Annotated in this window: 12 protein-coding genes; 9 read left to right on the top strand and 3 right to left on the bottom strand. The window is 48.5% G+C overall.

Annotation, left to right across the window (positions count from 1 at the left end):
• Window positions 1-4 precede the first annotated feature (4 nt).
• From FXO21_RS26850 to FXO21_RS26840, 3 genes are all read right to left on the bottom strand, one after another.
• Window positions 5-3,331 carry a SusC/RagA family TonB-linked outer membrane protein gene (locus tag FXO21_RS26850; protein ID WP_192579340.1) on the bottom strand — a complete coding sequence of 1,109 codons (3,327 nt, stop codon included), beginning with the start codon at window positions 3,329-3,331 and terminating at the stop codon, window positions 5-7.
• Window positions 3,332-3,559: 228 nt separating this feature from the next.
• A complete protein-coding gene (locus FXO21_RS26845; RefSeq protein ID WP_192579339.1) occupies window positions 3,560-4,675 on the bottom strand; it encodes a FecR family protein in 1,116 nt (371 codons plus the stop codon).
• A gap of 88 nt (window positions 4,676-4,763) precedes the next feature.
• Window positions 4,764-5,357, bottom strand: coding sequence for an RNA polymerase sigma factor (locus tag FXO21_RS26840; protein ID WP_192579338.1), 594 nt, complete (start codon window positions 5,355-5,357; stop codon window positions 4,764-4,766).
• A 325-nt stretch (window positions 5,358-5,682) separates the two neighbouring features.
• On the opposite strand from FXO21_RS26840, the gene FXO21_RS26835 reads away from it, so the two are divergent.
• The 9 genes from FXO21_RS26835 (at window position 5,683) to FXO21_RS26795 (ending at window position 18,250) form a co-directional block, all read left to right on the top strand.
• Window positions 5,683-5,877, top strand: a complete 195-nt coding sequence (locus tag FXO21_RS26835) for a hypothetical protein (RefSeq protein WP_149642978.1) — start codon at window positions 5,683-5,685, stop codon at window positions 5,875-5,877.
• Window positions 5,878-5,946: 69 nt separating this feature from the next.
• Window positions 5,947-7,137, top strand: coding sequence for a tail fiber domain-containing protein (locus FXO21_RS26830; RefSeq protein ID WP_149642977.1), 1,191 nt, complete (start codon window positions 5,947-5,949; stop codon window positions 7,135-7,137).
• Between the two features lie 248 nt (window positions 7,138-7,385).
• The gene (locus tag FXO21_RS26825; RefSeq protein ID WP_149642976.1) at window positions 7,386-8,024 is read left to right on the top strand and encodes a GntR family transcriptional regulator; all 639 of its coding nucleotides are present in this window, start codon (window positions 7,386-7,388) and stop codon (window positions 8,022-8,024) included.
• Window positions 8,025-8,501: 477 nt separating this feature from the next.
• Window positions 8,502-11,684: a SusC/RagA family TonB-linked outer membrane protein gene (locus tag FXO21_RS26820; protein WP_149642975.1), complete on the top strand. Its 3,183-nt coding sequence runs from the start codon at window positions 8,502-8,504 to the stop codon at window positions 11,682-11,684.
• A 26-nt stretch (window positions 11,685-11,710) separates the two neighbouring features.
• Window positions 11,711-13,489 (top strand): RagB/SusD family nutrient uptake outer membrane protein, encoded by a 1,779-nt coding sequence (locus FXO21_RS26815; RefSeq protein WP_149642974.1) that lies wholly within the window; start codon window positions 11,711-11,713, stop codon window positions 13,487-13,489.
• A gap of 48 nt (window positions 13,490-13,537) precedes the next feature.
• Complete coding sequence (locus FXO21_RS26810; RefSeq protein ID WP_225865880.1) at window positions 13,538-14,827, top strand: Gfo/Idh/MocA family protein; 1,290 nt, start codon at window positions 13,538-13,540, stop codon at window positions 14,825-14,827.
• Window positions 14,828-14,887: 60 nt separating this feature from the next.
• The gene (locus FXO21_RS26805; protein ID WP_149642973.1) at window positions 14,888-16,234 is read left to right on the top strand and encodes an aspartate aminotransferase family protein; all 1,347 of its coding nucleotides are present in this window, start codon (window positions 14,888-14,890) and stop codon (window positions 16,232-16,234) included.
• 28 nt (window positions 16,235-16,262) lie between these two features.
• Window positions 16,263-17,441, top strand: a complete 1,179-nt coding sequence (gene dgoD / locus FXO21_RS26800) for a galactonate dehydratase (protein WP_149642972.1) — start codon at window positions 16,263-16,265, stop codon at window positions 17,439-17,441.
• A 41-nt stretch (window positions 17,442-17,482) separates the two neighbouring features.
• The gene (locus FXO21_RS26795) at window positions 17,483-18,250 is read left to right on the top strand and encodes an SDR family NAD(P)-dependent oxidoreductase (protein WP_149642971.1); all 768 of its coding nucleotides are present in this window, start codon (window positions 17,483-17,485) and stop codon (window positions 18,248-18,250) included.
• Window position 18,251 lies beyond the last annotated feature (1 nt).

Genomic DNA, 18,251 nt, shown 5'->3' with positions numbered 1-18,251 from the left:
TTGGTCAAAACCTAAGGTTCACACCTACGGTCAGCACCCTGTTTGGCGCCACTGTTTCCTGTATACTCACGCCGGAAGCATTAAGAACTTCCGGATCGACCATCCTTAACTTCGTGAATGTGAATGGATTCTGAGCGTTCAAATAAACCCGCAGTGATTTGATTGCAAGTTTTTTTGTTGTGAAAGTGGTAGGAAACGTATATCCCATTTGAATATATCTGATTCTCAAAAAATCGGCTTTTTTCTGAAAATAATCTGAAAACCGCACACCGGCAGCGCTAAGTGCGGGCAGCGACGCATTGGGATTCTGCGGGGTCCAGACGTCGGTTTGATAGATCTGGGGTGTTGCCTGTGTTCCGATATTTCCCTGAAAAGGGTTGGCCAGAATTCCTTCATAAAAAAAATCTCTGCCCGCAGACCCCGAGGCCAGTGCGTCAAAATCGAAGCCGCTATACTTGAATCCAAAGCCTCCGAAGAATACATCAACAGGCTCCGTATTTCCCAGGGCCACCCGGTCGTTATCGTTCAGGATGCCGTCGCCGTTGCTGTCGACAAATCTTATTTCCCCCGCACGCTGGCCGCTGAATTTCACTACCTCCTCATTGTCAATATCGGCTTGTTGCAATAACCCTTGCGTTTTAAACCCGTAGCGTTCGCTGAGTGCCTTACCTTCCATCAAAATAGAGTTGCCCCGGATGATTGGCATACCAGGTGTGATCAGCTGAAGTATTTTACTGTTCATTTTGCTGTAACCGAGGCTTGCATTCAAATTCAGCCTGCTGTTGATCTTTTTCCTGTATTTAACACTGAGATCAAAACCTCTGACCCTGGCCGAACCGGCATTGAAAAGCGGAGCGGTATTGGTCCCGCTGGCTGAGTTTATGCCAATTCCCGAGGAAAAAAATTGTTCGGATCGTATCAGGATATCTGTCGTTTTTTTCTCGTACCATTCGGCAGTAATGTCAAACCCTGATAGCAGGTTAATGTCGGTACCTATGTTAAAAATGGCCGTCTTTTCCCATTGAAGCGCGGTGTTGCCAAAAACGGACGGGGTTCCGTTTGAGTTGATCAGGTTTTGATATTGATAGGGCGATACCCGGTTATTACCCAGAATACCATAAGAAGCCCTGAGTTTCCAACCTTCGATCTGCTTGACCTTGAAAAAAGATTCACGGTCAATGTTCCATCCCACCGCCACCGAAGGGAAATTACCCCATTTGTGGCCTTTTCCAAAAATGGAGGAACCATCCCTGCGAACCCCTAATTCCAGCAAATAGCGCTCGTCGAAGGCGTAGATCAGCTTTCCGAAATACGATCTCAATGCGACATTGTTCCAGTTTCCGGTCGTTTCGAGTTCCTGGACGTACCCGAGAATACCATTGATGCTGTGCGACCCGACAACTTTCTTGTAATCAAAATTACCTCCCCAATAAAAATAGTTTGATCTCCTGTCGAGTGTTGCTGTTTTGACAAAGCTGTTGTTCCCTTCCGAGACAAAGGTGTTATAGTTGAAAAATGTATAGTCTAGCTGATCATGCATGTCTAATCCGGATGTGACGTTGTAGCTTGCCTGGGCATTAAATGTCAGGTCGCTGTTGATCTTCCATTGCGGACGGATATTTATCGTCGCCTGATCATTTGCACGGGAGGTCGTCCCGGCCTGTTCAAGGATAGCTACGGGGTTCCAAAGTTCCCCAAATGACCCGTAGAAGCGGTATCCCGCCGGAATATATGCAGGCAGCTCACCGGCTTGCCGCTGTGGAAAAACGCTGACGATCGTAGGAGGAACAGCGTAAATCTTCCCGTACAAATATCCCGTATTCCTATTTGTACCCCCCACATACGGTTCGGTTTGATCCGATCTGGAAGCAAAAATGTCCGTGTATACAAACAGGTTCTTAGTCAGATCCACCGTCGTATTGATCCGTACAGTCGTGCGGGTGTACTGCGATTGCGGCCGCGAGCCCAAATCCTGCAGCTGACCGAGTTGTTTAGTGTGATTAAGATTGACTACAAATCTGGAAGCGGTGTTTCCGCCGGAAACCAGGATGGAGTGTTGCTGAATGGGAATGCTCTTCCGGACGGTCAAATCCCACCATTTCGTGTCAGGATATCTTGCCGGGTCGGACTGGTTTCTGGTTGCCTCGATGGCTTCGTTGGTAAACCCCGGCGCTCTCCCTTCGTTGATATCAAGCTGGTTGCGCATTTGCATATAGGTACCGCCATCGACAAATTTGGGGACGTTCAAGGGCTGTTGTACCCCGATAAACCCGTTGTATTCAACATTGACAATACCCGCCTTCCCTCTCTTGGTTGTGATCAGAATAACACCGTTCGCTCCCCGCGAGCCATACATGGAGGCCGAGGCAGCATCTTTCAGAACCGAAATACTTTCGACTGTAGTAGGATCTAGGTTGTTCATGTTGCCGGGGATACCGTCGATCAGCACGAGGGGGTCCGCATTGTTGAGCGTAGCTATTCCTCTTATCCTGATATTCGAGGCGTCACTCCCTACCACACCCGATTGCTGCTGCACCATGATGCCTGTTGTGCCTCCCTGTAATGCCTGGGAAAGCTGCGTGACCGGTTTGTTTTCGAGATTGTTCAGGCTTACCGTGCTGACCGACGAGGCTATTTCTTTACGTCGTTGCGTACCAAAGCCTGTTACAACCACTTCTTCAAGGACTGCTAAATCCTGTTCCAAAGAAAATATCAGGTTGGATCGTTCTCCCTTTATCAGAAACTCCTGAGGTTTATACCCCACCATACTGATCACAATGATAGCATCGAGCGGCACATTATTTAGCGTAAAATTCCCTTTGTCGTCCGTGATAGTTCCCGTATTGGAATTACCTGATACGCGGACAGTTGCTCCCGGTAATGGGATAGGAGGGTCGTTTACCTCAAAAACCCTTCCCGAAACCGATACATTGTTGGTAAGCAGAACGGATTTTTCGAGAGCCGGTTTGTCACTGCTATCGGGAAAAAGCTCGGATTGCGGACGAGACTTTTTTCGGAAAAGCAAAATTTGGTTGCCACGGGTTTCATATTCAATATCCAAAGGGGTGAATAGCTCCGAAAATATTTCCGCCAATTTCGAATTCGTTGCCGTGAAGGATACTTTGGAAGACGCTTTGATTTCGCGTGGATTGTAAATAAACCTGACACCGGCCTCCCGCTCTATGGAGGTCAGTGTACTTTTTAAAGTTGTACTCTCCACGGTCATCGTGATCTTTCTTTCCAGCAACTCCTGCGCGTGTAATTTGTCCTTGGCAAATGCCAGACCAGCGAAAACGACAAATATGAAAAGTTGCTGCGAGGATAATTTCATGATAACCCAACAGGATGTTTTGAAAGTATGAATTTCGGTCATAATTTTACTGTTCTTTGTTCGTGATTTTGAAAGAATTAGGACAAGAAAAGCCCCGCACACCGGTTTCGGTGTGTTGCTGAACTGCAGCTCGGGGGCGAAGCAAGTGACCAATGATGACGCAACCATCATTGGTCTTTTTTTTGAAATTAATTGATTGGCATAGGCGATGGTAGGTTCAGTTGAGGATTAATTTGTTTCGGGACAGCCGGTGCTATGAAAAATAATCTGGCCTTCGACGATATCATACCTTGCATTGGCTATCCGGGAAACAAAGTCAAGTTGTTCATACAGAGAATTACCGGTTAGATCACCCGTGAAGAAACAATCTGCCAGTAAATCGTCCTGGTAAACAATGCTCACGCCGTACCTTTCGCTCAGCGTACTCAAGACGTCCGATACTGGGGCTGCGTCGAAAATGAGCTTTTTTTCCGGCACGACGATGACAACCTGCGGATTTAAAACAAGTCTTTTGACCAGCCTGGCCCCATTTCTACTGTAAACAGCCTCTTGGTTAGGATTCAGGATCATACCGTTCATCTCGCCGCGAACGACGTTTTGAGTCTTAACGGCAGGTGTGTGGGTTAGCACCGAAACTTTGCCAGTCTTAACGGATACCAAAGCTTCCGGAGAAGATTTGAAAGACCGTACCATGAAACTAGTGCCCAGCACCTCGGTAACCAGGTCGGGCGCTATCACCTTAAATGGACGCTTTGTATCTCGGGCGATTTCGAAAAACGCTTCCCCGTTTAGATGAACCTGCCGTATCGCCGCATCAAAAACCTGCGGATATCTCAGCTCGCTACCCGGGGCCAGAACAATTTTACTCCCATCTTTCAGTAGGATATTTTTAGATTCAAAATCAGATGAACGGGTTATTACGAAACCTGCCTTTACCTCTATGGAAGATTGGGAAGGTACACTTCTCTTTTCCGACAAAAACCATCCTGCAAACATTACCAACAAAATGCTCGCGGCAACTAAGGCAAAAAGAAGAGGACGTGAGCGCACTACCGGCTTACTCCGTGGATAGGCATCAATACGCTCGTGATGTGATTTTTGGGATTTGATCTGATCAAGGGTAATGGCTACTCTCTGATCTATTTCTTTCTGATCAACAGATTCCCTTTTTTCGGCCAGGACATAGAGTAGCGCCTTTGCTTCTTCAACCTCTTCCTGTTTCTCCGGATGTTCTTTCAGCCATTTGTTCCAGAATGCGGTAGCATCCGGGTCATTATCGAGCACCCACGATCTGAATCGCGGGTCGCTCACAAAGTCGGGAACTCTGAAATGATCGTATCTCATTCGCATTCTTAATTGAACACACTGTTATTTATGAGATACAAATTCATATCAACCCATACTATAAATTTCTATTTTTTTTTAAAATAATTCAAAAAGAGACAAACGGGCTCATAAATACAAAGAGGAAACTGATGGTTGAAAACTTCCACTGCTTGCGCATTTGAGTAAAAGCGAGCTGCAGAAGATTGGAAACCGACTGAGGTGTAATGGCAAGCACCTCCGAAATTTCGTCGCGGCTCAACTCCTCGAAAAACTTCAGATAAACCACCTCGCGTTGCCGTTTGGGAAGTGCATTCAGGATTTCGGCAATTCGCCGGGCTCTGATGTTGACCGACTCTTCTTCAATGAGCCACCATTCGGGGGAAAAGGTGACAAATAACTGGTTCTGATCTTCTATTTCTTTCAAATGCGGCTCATGGGACAGGTTCCGTTCGATCTTTCGCTTCAAACAAATGAACAAATATGCCTTAATACTGGTAGGTAGCGTCAATCTCCCGTGGGCGTTCCATATATCAACAAATACGTCCTGTATGCAATCCTTGATGAACTCGTCATTCTTGATGAATTTATATCCATAGTTGATCATCGTCTTATAGTAGCCGCGCATGAGCTCTCCCAACGCCTTGTCGTCACCGGCCATCATCTGCACCCATAAAAAAGAATCATCGGAATTTCTGCTCATGTCTGCTCGCTTACTATAGTCGGTGATCAGGGTTCCAAATATAAAAATTGTATACCTAAAAGAATATTTAATATGTTTTATATTAGAAAACAAGTGTAATTCCCAGAGTACGCGATACTGCTTCCGGTCGGAATAATATCTACTCCCTGCCTGGTCATTTGGATTAAATACCTGTCGATCAATTTGAATATTCGGCAACATGCGAACCCCGGCAACAGCTCCTGTTTCAAACTTCTATTCGTGCCAACAGGTTACGCGAGGGGGTATGGCCTTCTACGGCTAAACGTCTTTTCTAATCGTCTGAGTAAGTAGAATTAATGCGTCAATGAATTTAAATTATTTTCATGTGTGCATTACTTATTTTTCGAAACGCGGAGTAGGAGGCTTCTTGATCGCAGCAGGTTCAGCGTTTACCATCGACGGTCTTATCATGAAGCCAGGCGCTGATTCAACCGTTGCTTCCAACAGTCTGACACGCTCGCCAACATTTCTTCGGGCATTCCGGCGAGCATTGCCATGACTTACTTTTTCAATTTAGAATGGCAAATGGTCAAAATCAAATCGTCAAAATCATCAAATAATAATTGAAATGAAAAAAACTATCCTATCCTCTCTTTTAGTTGCCTTATCATTCTACGCCAGTGCCCAGGTGGGGATTGGTACCATTACACCACAGGCCGGCTTACACGTTGCCGACAGCAGCGTCCTTTTTTCGGCACCCGGCGATGTCGCAGTTAGTCAGTCGGGCATTCCTGCCGTCGGTGCAGGCCGCCGCATGATGTGGTATGCCGATAAGGCGGCATTCCGCGTGGGATATGTAGGGGGCATTGCAAGTACCTATTGGGATGACAGTGACATCGGAAACTATTCATTTGCCGCCGGCTCCCATACCCGTGCCTCCGGAGCCAGTTCTTTTGCCATGGGTGCAGGAACGATCGCTTCCGGCGCCCAGTCTACCGCTTTGGGCAGCTTTAGTACTGCTTCCGCCGACCGGGCGATGGCTTTCAACGGTACCGCATCCGGTGTGGGTGCGCTCGCACTGGGAAGTGGTGCACGTGCGACTCGCGATGACGCGGTCGCAATAGGTCCGTCGTCCATATCCGGAGGGCTCGCCTCCACAGCAATCGGGCCATCTTCAGCCAACGGTAATTTTGCTACTGCGATAGGATTGCAAAACAGTGCGAGCGGCAACTTTTCCCTGGCGCTGGGCAAGAACGCGCGGGTAAAACACCAAGGATCGACTGTAATCAGTGACGCAAGCGCGGGATTCAGCGCTGATAGTGCCTACAGCACTACAAATAATCAGCTTACCATGCGTTTTTCAGGTGGGATGCGGCTTTTCACCAGCATGGGCATGACTTCCGGGGTGACGCTGGATATGGGAGGCGGCTCATGGAATACCGTGAGTGACAAGCGCAGAAAGGAAAATTTCAAGGATCTGGACACTGAAATAATCTTGCAAAAAGTGGCAAAGATGCAGGTAACCAGCTGGAACTATAAAAGCCAGCCAGCCACAACCCGCCACATCGGTCCGATGGCGCAGGACTTTTACGCTGCGTTCGGCCCTGAGGGCATTGGCAGCGATACCACAATCAATTCTTTGGATATCGACGGCGTGAATATGGCGGCCATCCAGGCGCTTGAAATGCGTACCAGGGCTCTGCAAAACGAAAATGATCGATTGAAAGCCAAACTCGAAGCAATGGATGCCAAAGTGGCCGCCATTGAAAAAATGATCATGGGCGTACCTAGAAAAGAAGAGGTGAGTGCTTCCCGATAGCGCATCAATTACTTTTACACTGATATCTTCCCAGGGCTCAAATTGTATAATTTGGGCCTTTATATTCTCAGAAGGCACCCAGGCGTTATCAAAATAGAGAACCTTTTAATCCTCCCCGCAGGTAAGTCCGGCCATTTTAAGTGAGGCACTTGCGACACGCATATAAGTTAGTCAACAAATTCGTAAATTATTGCCTGTGAAATTTATACCTTTATGTTTACATTTTATTACACATTTGTAACCCGCACATGAAAGAAGATTCACTGGCCAGCAAAGTTTATATTGAATTACGAAGAAAAATTCTGTCTAATCAGCTCGTTTCCGGGATACGGCTTAAGGAGGATGTATGGGCTAAAAGATTGGAAGTTAACCGAATGGCAGTAAGAGAAGCACTGACGAGGCTGCTGGGTGAAAACCTGATTGTTTTCGGTGAAAAAGGCGGTTACTTCGTCAAGTCGCTCACAGCTGCCGATATCAAGGAAATCAGGGAGTTACGCGAGGTGCTCGAATTGGGCGCGCTGCGGCTTACCTTTCAAAAGACCGACGAAGCATTGATTAAAAAGCTGGAAGAAATATGTGATGATTTTACTTCGATGGTCAGCGGAGGCTATTTCGGCGGTGCTTGTGAAGCGGACGTTAAGTTTCATGAGACGCTCATTGACAGCGCCAGAAATAAAAAGTTGATGGATTTGTACCAGTTCAGCAATATTCCGCTCTTTCATCACAAGCTTGGGCAATCCCAAACACATATGAATGACTACGAACAGACTGATTTTGAGCACCGTCAGATCGTTAAGGCATTAAAAGAAAACGACCTCAAGCTGGCGGAAGAAACGCTTATCAAGCATCTCATCAGAGGAGAGGTGTCCGTGCTCGACCTCGAATAACTTTTTTTCGGGAGCGGGCACATGCTGCAATTCCCTGAATCCAATAATCTCTCCCTTTTTTAATCTGAAAATTTTGGTTGGCTCCAGAAGCAACCCAGACGGTAGGTGCTATTCTGTCAGCACGCAAATCTGCCATATCATACTTCCTGCTTTTGCGAGGCGTAAATGTCACCTGTGAATTTTTTAAAAAATTGTGCGCCTCTATTTTTTGTTTACAAAATCAATATATATTTGTAAACGATTTTATGAAATATCTGGGTTTATGAGTTTAAGTAATTGGTTGACATTTCATATCGTATCGTCTCTTTATACCGACAGTCTGAGGTAGCAATTCTCTTCATCCGCACACGGAAAATCTGATAGAAGCACAGTGTTAAACATGCCTGAATAGAAATGTTCGCGCTGAGAGCTATGACCGAATTATCGACCATTTTTCCGCATACCTATTCTTAAACCTCTTTCCAAAACCCAGTTACTATGAAACAAGAGAATCTTTACCAATTACGAGCCGTCATTTTCCTTCTGATTGTTCTTTGCCTGGGTGCGCCGGAGAAGTCGGCGGCGCAGACTACCAGGGAAATTAAGGGTGTGGTGCTGGATAGTTTGAGCCAGACCCCATTACCGGGGGTCAGCATAGTCCTGAAGGGAACAACGAGTGTAGGAACAACCACGGACGCTAACGGCGCTTATGCATTGATGCTGCCTGCGGAAGCCGAATTATTGGTTTTTAGCTTTGTAGGCTATATAAGTCAGGAGATTTTAATAGGGACCAGGGCGACAATAAATCTTAATCTGCGAACCGACAGTCAATCACTGAACGAAATTGTGGTGACGGGTTATTCGGCCCAGAGGAAGCAGGATATTACGGGCTCGGTATCGGTGGTGGATATGAAGGCGCTGAAATCGGTACCGGCAGGTTCGGCGGTGCAGGCGCTGCAGGGGCAGGCCGCGGGGGTGAATGTGATCAGCTCGGGGGTGCCGGGGGCCAGCAGCAACATTTTTGTGCGTGGCGTTACGTCATTTGGTAACACGCAACCGCTGGTAATTGTGGACGGTATCCAGGCGGATCTGAACAACATCAGTGCAGGCGAAATTGAATCCGTGCAGGTTTTAAAAGATGCGGGTGCAGCTGCAATTTATGGTGTGCGCGGTGCGAACGGGGTAATTGTAGTAACTACTAAAAAAGGGAGATCCGGGCAACCAAGCGTCACTTATGACGGTTATTTCGGCATTCAGCGCCCGCTTGGTGGAAATCCATTCGATCTTTTGAACTCGGAGGATTTCATGAAGGTGGTCAATATAGCGACGCCGAATAACGGAATCTTCAAAAACGGAATGCCGGATTACCTCTATGCAGGACCCGGCGTTTCGGGCGTTGGGATGGAAGGAGATGCGGCTGTCGATCCGGGTAAATACAGCCTCGACCCCATTAATACCGCAAATAATTACCTGATCCAGAAAGTGAACAAGCAGGGCACCGACTGGTTTCATGAGCTTTTCAAGCCTGCTCTGATGACCAACCATAACCTGGCCGTGAGTGGCGGGAACGAAAAAGCGAGCTACCTTTTTTCACTCGGCTACATTCATCAGAAAGGGACGTTGATCGAAACGTATTTGAAAAGGTATTCGGGCAGGATCAATACGGAATACCGCGTGAACAAGCGGATCAGGGTAGGGGAAAACATCAATATTTTTCACGTAGATAACCCCGGTTTTGGCAATCAGTCTGAATTTGGAACGCTTTCGGCAGTGTACAAAATGATGCCGATTGTTCCCGTTTACGATATCAAAGGGAATTTTGGCGGAACATTCGCAGGGCCCGGCCTGGGAAGTAACCAGAATCCTGTGGCCGAGCAAAAAAGAAAGGTCAACAACCGGAACAGTTCCTGGAATATTGTCGGCAATACGTATGCTGAGGCGGACATTCTCAAAAACCTGACGGCCCGGTCGAGCTTTGGGGTGAATATTAACAATCCGTACAGTCAGAGCTTTAACTTCACCCAATACGACAATAAGCAGGGAAACAGCAGCCCGAACAGCTATTCCGAAAGTGCGAGCTACAACAATACGATCACCTGGACCAATACGCTGACTTACAACAAGCAGTTTGGCAAGCACAACATGCAGGTTTTGCTTGGCTCGGAATCAATTAAAAGCATGGGCAGAAGTGTGGGCGGCTCATCCCAAAAGTTTTTCTCAACGGAGTATGATTACCTGATCCTTGGAAACGGGACCGCCGGGGTTACCAATTTCAGCAATGCGTATGTAAATAGTCTGTTTTCCGTTTTCGCCCGACTGGATTATTCGTTTCAGGACAAATATCTCATCGGCGCAACAGTCAGAAGGGACGGTTCTTCCCGGTTCGGATCGGAAAGCCGGTTCGGTGTATTTCCTTCTGTCTCATTGGGTTGGCGGTTATCGGGCGAGGAGTTTATGAAATCGCTTAACTGGCTGAATGACCTCAAATTGCGCGCCAGCTACGGCATATTGGGATCGCAGAACAACGTGGCCCCTGAAAACGCCTACACATTATTCGGCGGCGGTTACGGCAATGCTTACTACGATATTACAGGTTCCAGCAACAGTGTAAAACAAGGGTTTATCCAAACCAGGATCGGCAATCCGAACGCGGGCTGGGAGGAGAATATCGTTTCAAACATTGGTATCGATGCCACGATCCTGAACAACAGTCTTGATTTCTCGTTTGAATACTATAAGAAATCGATCAACGGACTGCTCTTCACACAGCCGCTTCCGGCTACGGTGGGAGGTGCTTCTGCGCCGGTCGTGAATATCGGGGACATTCAGAATAAAGGATTTGACCTGGCCCTGACCTACCGCGGCAAGATTGGGAATGACCTGCAATATTCGGTAGGGGCCAATATTACTGCTTACAAAAACCTCGTGGTGGATATTCCAAGCCCGGGGTATTTCGAGGGGGTGAGCCAGCAGGGAATGGGTACAATCGTCCGCAACAAGCAGGGCGAAGCAGCAAGCTCGTTCTTTGGTTACGATGTGCTCGGGTTGTTTAATTCGGACCAGGAAGTGGCGGAAGCCCCTGCGCAAACCGGCGCGGCTCCGGGCAGGTTCAGGTACAGAGATGTAAATGGTGACGGGGCGATCACGCCCGACGACCGCACCATGCTGGGCAGCCCGAACCCGGACTTTACGTACGGATTGAATCTGGGATTGAATTATAAGGGATTTGATTTTTCGGCTATATTTTACGGTTCGCAGGGTAACGAGATCGTGAATACCATTCGCTCTTACACGCATTTTTATGCCGGATATATCGGTAATAAAAGCAATGTGCTGCTGAATGCGTGGACTCCTGAAAATACGAATACAACCGTTCCGAAAATTGAGACCGGTGCTACATTAAGCACTTCCGGCGCGATGAATTCTTATTTTGTAGAAGACGGCTCTTACCTCAGACTCAGGTCACTGATCCTGGGCTACACGATCAAGCCTACGATTTTACAGAAAATCAAGGTGTCAAAACTGAGACTATACGTGCAGGCTGCGAACCTGTTCACGATCACCAGATACACGGGACTTGATCCCGAGCTGGGCGGCAGCAGTTCGAGCTTTGGGGTGGATTACGGTAATTACCCGAACAACCAGCAGAATTTCCTTTTTGGACTTAACCTTTCCTTTTGATTATCAAATCATTAATTCAAAATACGATGAAAAGATATTTTAAACCTTTCCAAAAGGTACTCCTGCTTTCCTTCCTTTTGTTGCTGGCATGCAATGATAAGTACCTCGAACTGAAACCGATAGGGGCAGTGGACGAATCCATTCTGGCAACCAGATCGGGCGTTAACGGTGTATTAATCGGTGCCTATTCTCTGCTGGACGGAGCAGGCGCGGTAGGAGGAGGAATCTGGGGGAGTCTTACTGTTATGGCCAGCGTGGCTTCCGATGATGCGCACACCGGGACCGAGCCAAACGGGTTACTTGCGTCCTATGAAGGATATAGTCATGATCCTACAACCTCGTCGACTGACGAAAAATGGCGGTTCCTGTATGCAGCAGTCCAGCGTTCCAATGATGTGCTGCGTTTACTGCCTAAGGTTACCGATATCTCGGAGGCGGATGCATTGCAGATCAAGGCGGAAGCATTGTTCTTACGCGGCGTATATCACCTGGAACTGGCCAAGCACTGGCGGAATATTCCATTCGTGGATGAAACGGTGACTTATACGGGCAACAATTACAATGTAACCAACACAGAGCCGGTCTGGCCGAAGATCGAGGCGGATTTGCAGTTTGCTGCGGCCAATCTTACACCTGTCAAAGCAGACGTGGGGCGCGCCAACAGCTGGGCGGCGAAAGCGTTTCTGGCCAAAGTATATATGTTTCAAAACAAATTCACCGAAGCCAAAACTTTGCTTGACGACATCATTACAAGCGGGGTTACGGTTAATGGTAAAAAGTACGCGCTGGCTGAGGGATACTTCGATAATTTTCTGACTGCGAAAAAACATGGGGCTGAGGTTGTATTTGCCGTGCAGATGTCTGTTTACGATGGTTCCAACGGGGCAAACGGAAATGGCGCGGATCTGTACAACGGACCTTTCGGCGGTCCTCCTTCCTGCTGCTACGGCTGGCTGCAGCCTTCATTTGATCTGGTAAATGCTTATCAAACCGACCCGGTCACCGGCCTGCCGCTATTTGATACTTACAATCAGAATCCCGTTAAAAACGACCAGGGAATGGAGTCTTCCGAACCTTTCACGCCGCATACCGGCACACTGGACGCCCGCCTCGACTGGGTGGTGGGAAGAAGGGGAATTCCGTATCTCGACTGGGGACTGCACCCCGGTAAAGCCTGGATCCGCCAGCAGTCGACGGGAGGGCCTTACAGTGTGATCAAAAACATTACGACGCAGGCCAGGGTGTCGCTGGACCGGGAAAATGCAGCCATGAACTCACCTTACAATATGATCCGTTTTGCCGATGTATTGCTTTGGGCTGCCGAGGTGGAAGTGGAAGTAGGGAGTTTGGTAAAAGCAGAAGAATACGTAAATAAAGTGCGTGCCCGGGCGGCGAACCCGGCCGGCTGGGTGAAAAAGTACATTGATGATAAAAACCCGCTGAAAGGATTTACAGACGTGCCTGCCGCCAATTATAAAGTAGGACTTTACAAAGGGCATTTTTCTCAGCAAGGTAAGGAATATGCCCGCAAGGCTGTCCGTTTCGAGAGAAGACTTGAACTGGCACTGGAACATCAGCGGTTTTTCGACTTGCAACGCTATGACAATGGTACCGGTTACATGGCCAATGTGCTGAACACTTACCTGAATTTCGAAACGAATGTTCCGAAGTATGACAACAAAGCTTACATGCCTAATACCAACTTCACAAAAGGCAAAAACGAGATTTACCCGATCCCCCAGGCGCAGATCGATTTGAGTATGAAAGACGGTACGCCGACCTTAAAACAGAATCCGGGTTATTAAAACACTATTTCTAAACCGTTACTTTTTTATTCATTTCAACTAAATAGTATGAAAAATCCTAACAAACACCAGGCTTCCGCCACAGAACCTGAAAATACTGTCCCACAAACAGCAGCCACAAATCCATTCAACCGTCGTTCTTTTCTGCAATCAATCGGGTTGGGTTCGGCTGCGCTGGGTTTCGCAGCAAGCTGCTCATCCGATAAAAAAGCCGACGATGGGAGCAAAGGCAATCCGGATATCCAGGGATTTGAAAAAACAGAGTCAGCAGCCAAATCGACTAAAAAATGGGTCGCAGTTTCAGACAAAAAAGTGCGGGTGGGCATTATCGGCTATGGCCTCTGCAAATTTGGTGCGGCATTTGAATTTCAAAATCACCCTAATGTGGAAATCGTTGCGGTAAGTGATCTTTTCCCGGACCGCTGCGCAGAACTGGCCAAAGCCTGCAAGTGCTCCAAAACCTATCCTTCGCTGGAAGAGCTCGTAAAAGACGACAGCATTGAAGCGGTATTCATCGCAACCGACGCGCCTAGCCACGCCAAACATGCTATTGAGGCATTGAAACACGGGAAACACGTGGCAGTAGCGGTTCCGGCTGTTTTTGGATCTCTGGAAGATGCGGAAAAATTGTACGAAGCGGTGAAAACGAGCGGCAAAAAATACATGATGTTCGAAACTTCCTGCTTTCACGAAGACCTGTACGCGATGAAGCAGATCTACGATCAGGGCGGATTTGGCAAGCTGGTGTACTCGGAAGGTGAATATTACCACTATATGGACGAGCCGCTGGCATCGTACAAAGAGTGGCGGGTGGGATTGCCGCCGCAATATTACCCTACGCATTCCAATGCCTATTATGTGGGCGTGACGGGCGGAAGTTTTACGGAGGTATCCTGCCTCGGTATTCCGAGCATTGTGAAGCAGCTGCAACCTGCGAACAACCGTTATAAAAATCCGTTCGGAACAGAAATAGCGCTCTTCCGAACCAGCGAAGGAGGTATGTCGAGAATGGCGGTAAGCTGGGATTCTCCGGGTGATCACGGCGAAAAAGGCAGGATAAGAGGTCAGAAAGGATCCTATTATGGTAAATATGAGGGGCACGAAAACAAGTTGCCGGACATCGAAAGGCCACCCCTTCCGCCGGGCGTAGAAGAAGGCGGTCACGGAGGTTCACACGGGCGACTGACGGATGAGTTCATTTCAGCGGTTCTACAGGACCGTCATCCGCTTGTGAACATTGCGGTAGCCCTTAACCTAACGGTTCCCGGCATTGTGGCGCACAGTTCGGCGATGAAGGACGGGGAAACTTTAAAAATACCGCAGTACAAGCTCTCGTAATACCTGCTATGAAACGCAGGGCACACTTTCCCGATAAATTTTATTTTAAATACTCAGATTATGAATTTAACATGGCCGAAATCGTCGGAATTACTGAAAAATAACGAACAATGGATCCCCGGCGGCGTGGTATCCCTCAACCGGAAATCTGATCCCAACATTTGCTTTAACAAAGGCGAGGGAAGCCACGTGTGGGATTTGGAAGGAAATAAATACATTGATTACCAGGCCGGGTTCGCGGCTTCCTTTCTGGGACATAATGATCCGGACGTCAATGAAGCGGTGCTGCGCACTTTACAAAGCAGCAGCGTATTGATGGGCGCCGGGCCCACCGATCTGGAAGGAGAATTTGCGGAGCTGTTCTGCAAATGCGTGCCTACGGTTGAAAGCATTCAGATCACCACGACAGGCTCGGAAGCCACCTACCATGCAGTACGTATAGCGCGCGGCGTTACCGGTCGCAATCATATTATCGTGATGCAGGGCGGCTACAATGGCTGGCATAACGACGTCGCCTGTAATGTGATCAGTGCGTTGGCGGATGTGGGCGAGCGTGTGAGTCCTGGTGAATATCCCTTCGATTCACTATCCTCGGGTATTCCTGAGGAGCACAAATCGCTGGTGCACGTGATCAATTACAACGATCTGGATTCTGTCCGGCATATTGTAAAAAATTTCCCGGTAGCCTGTATTCTGCTAGAACCGATCCTGCAGAATATCGGTATCGTCAAACCGCTGCCGGGCTATTTGCAGGATTTGAGGAAACTGGCTGATGAAGAAGGCTTTCTGTTGATTTTTGATGAAGTAAAAACAGGTTTCCGGCACGCATTGGGCGGTTACCAAAGCATTTGCGGCGTGCAGCCCGACCTGAGTACCTTCGGAAAGGCAGTCGCAAATGGTTACCCGCTGGGCGTGATCGGGGGCAAAAAGAAGTATATGGATTACTTTGTCCATCCCGAAAAATCAAAACGCGTACTGATCGCGGGTACCTTCAATGCCTTTCCGCTGACAACCGCAGCGGCGATCGCAACGCTGGAAAAGCTGGCTTCGCCGGAACATGATGTGTATGCACATGTGAATCACCTGGGACAGGTGCTGGAAGACGGGCTCAATTCGATATTCGCTTCGACGGATAAACCTTACCACGTCGCGCGCCAGGGATCGGCATACTGTGTGTATTTTATGGACCATGCGCCGGTGGATTTTCATGATATTTTAAAAAACCACGATTTCGGTTTCGATAGATCGTACCGTTTGAAACTGATCGATAAAGGCATTTTTAACTTTCCTCTTCCTATTAAACAAGGCAGCATTTCGTTCGCTCACAGTTTGCAGGACATTGAAGAAACGCTTGAAAAAACCGAGGAGGTTGTGCAGGGTCTCTTACAGCGCAGCGCGGTTTTGTAGTTTTCAGGCATCATATATTTAATACTTTATGAAAATTACGTCCATTGAGACACTGGTCTGTCACGCCCGTATGCGTAACTGGATCTTCGTGAAAGTAGTAACAGATCAGCCCGGACTGTGGGGATGGGGTGAGGCTACGCTGGAATGGCATACGCGGTCGGTGGTCGGGGCTATTGAAGACCTTTCACAGCTTCTGATCGGCGAAGATCCGCGGCGCATCGAGCATCTCTGGCAAATGATGTACCGCCAGCACTTCTGGCACGGGAACGGCATTGTGCGCGGTACGGCCATCAGCGGGATCGATATTGCGCTCTGGGATATTGCCGGAAAAATTCACGGCGTTCCCACGCATCATTTGTGGGGCGGCCGGGTGCGCGATCATATTCGGCTGTATTGTCACTTAGGCGGTGGCAAAATGGAGGATTTTTACCAGACCAGGCCTGATGATGCCAACCGCTTCGGCGAGCTGGCGCAGAAAGCGGTGGAGGATGGCTTTACTGCTTTTAAATCCATGGCCGTGCCGGAAACGATGCCGCTGGAAGGTTTGAAACCAATCCATTATGCCGAAGCCTGCGTGGCGTCCATGCGGGAAGCAGTGGGCGACAACATTGATATTATGGTCGATTGTCACGCGCGGCCCAGTCCGCGAATGGGTATGCAGTTTGCCAAAGCACTGGAACCTTACGGTCTCTACTTTTTCGAAGAACCCTGCTGGCCCGAAACGCTGGAAGACATCGCCCTCATACAACGCGCTGTGAAAACACCCATTGCGAGCGGCGAGCGCCTTGTAGGCGTACACGCATTTCGCGAGTTGCTTGAAAAACGGGCGGTAAGTGTGATCCAGCCCGATATTACGCACTGCGGCGGATTGAGCGAAGTGCGGCGCATCGCTGCAATGGCCGAGGCGTATCGTGTAGCCGTAGCGCCGCACAATCCGCAAGGCCCGGTGAGTACTGCGGCTTCGATTGAGTTTGGTTTTGCTACGCCATCCTATATCATTTGTGAAAGTGTCCACAGCGACGTTCCCTGGCGGGATGCGGTTGTGAGTGAGGGTTTTACGGTTGAGAAAAAGGGCAGGATCGTTTTGCCAAATGAAAAACCCGGATTAGGGATCGAAATCAATGAGGAAGAAGTCCGGAAGCATCCCTTTGAACAGGAAGTGTTGCAGCGCTCATTTTACGGCGACGGGAGCGTTGGCGACTGGTGATTTATTGATCATGAAAGGGATACCAGCAATTTTAGCACTAAATGGATAAATTATTCGAAGGTAAAACGGTCATGCTCAGTGGCGGACTAGGGGATATCGGTCGTTCCATAGCCACAGAATTCGCCAGGCAGGGCGCGCATATTGGTATCGGTGATATTTTGCCGGAATCGGGCGCAACGCAATTTTTAGAAGAAATAAAAAATTTTGGTGTCAAAGTGCATTATTGTCAACTCGATATTACCGACGCCACTGCGGTCCAAAACTGGGTGATCGACGTAGAAAACGAGCTGGGTGTCGCCAGCTTAATTATCGCCAACGCCGCAACTGTGACCATCGCCCGCATTCACGAAATCACCCCGGAACAATGGGCGAGAGAACTTCGGGTGAACCTCGACGGCGCTTTTTACCTCACGCAGGCAGCAACCGCTCGACTGTTGCACCACAATCAGCCGGGTAGGGTAGTGTTTGTCGGAAGTTGGGCGGCAGGCTCCGTTCATGCACATATCCCTGCTTATTCGGTTTCGAAAGCGGGTTTGAGAATGCTGTGTCAATGCATGGCGCTGGAACTGGCGCCGCATCAGATTCTGGTGAATGAAGTCGCACCGGGTTATGTGGAGGCTGGATTAAGTGCCGGTATCTGGGGCAATAATCCAGGTTTGAAGGATATATCAAGAGAAAAAGTGCCGATTAAAAAAATTATCAGTCCTCAGTCCGTCGCGCGGCAGGTCATACAACTTTGCCATCCGGAAAATGAACACATGACAGGCAGTACCGTGCTCATGGATGGAGGATTATCGCTGCTTACCTGAC

Origin of the sequence: Dyadobacter sp. UC 10 (genome assembly GCF_008369915.1) — a bacterium.
Taxonomy (GTDB): domain Bacteria; phylum Bacteroidota; class Bacteroidia; order Cytophagales; family Spirosomataceae; genus Dyadobacter.
Note: the sequence above shows the minus strand (reverse complement) of the source record. Positions and strands in the feature narration are given on the sequence as shown.

Bases quoted from the DNA above. Each gene is read 5' to 3' on its own strand.
- FXO21_RS26850 (WP_192579340.1), bottom strand. From the start codon at position 3,331: ATGAAATTATCCTCGCAGCAACTTTTCATATTTGTCGTTTTCGCTGGT.
- FXO21_RS26845 (WP_192579339.1), bottom strand. From the start codon at position 4,675: ATGAGATACGATCATTTCAGAGTTCCCGACTTTGTGAGCGACCCGCGA.
- FXO21_RS26840 (WP_192579338.1), bottom strand. From the start codon at position 5,357: ATGAGCAGAAATTCCGATGATTCTTTTTTATGGGTGCAGATGATGGCC.
- FXO21_RS26835 (WP_149642978.1), top strand. From the start codon at position 5,683: ATGAATTTAAATTATTTTCATGTGTGCATTACTTATTTTTCGAAACGC.
- FXO21_RS26830 (WP_149642977.1), top strand. From the start codon at position 5,947: ATGAAAAAAACTATCCTATCCTCTCTTTTAGTTGCCTTATCATTCTAC.
- FXO21_RS26825 (WP_149642976.1), top strand. From the start codon at position 7,386: ATGAAAGAAGATTCACTGGCCAGCAAAGTTTATATTGAATTACGAAGA.
- FXO21_RS26820 (WP_149642975.1), top strand. From the start codon at position 8,502: ATGAAACAAGAGAATCTTTACCAATTACGAGCCGTCATTTTCCTTCTG.
- FXO21_RS26815 (WP_149642974.1), top strand. From the start codon at position 11,711: ATGAAAAGATATTTTAAACCTTTCCAAAAGGTACTCCTGCTTTCCTTC.
- FXO21_RS26810 (WP_225865880.1), top strand. From the start codon at position 13,538: ATGAAAAATCCTAACAAACACCAGGCTTCCGCCACAGAACCTGAAAAT.
- FXO21_RS26805 (WP_149642973.1), top strand. From the start codon at position 14,888: ATGAATTTAACATGGCCGAAATCGTCGGAATTACTGAAAAATAACGAA.
- dgoD (WP_149642972.1), top strand. From the start codon at position 16,263: ATGAAAATTACGTCCATTGAGACACTGGTCTGTCACGCCCGTATGCGT.
- FXO21_RS26795 (WP_149642971.1), top strand. From the start codon at position 17,483: ATGGATAAATTATTCGAAGGTAAAACGGTCATGCTCAGTGGCGGACTA.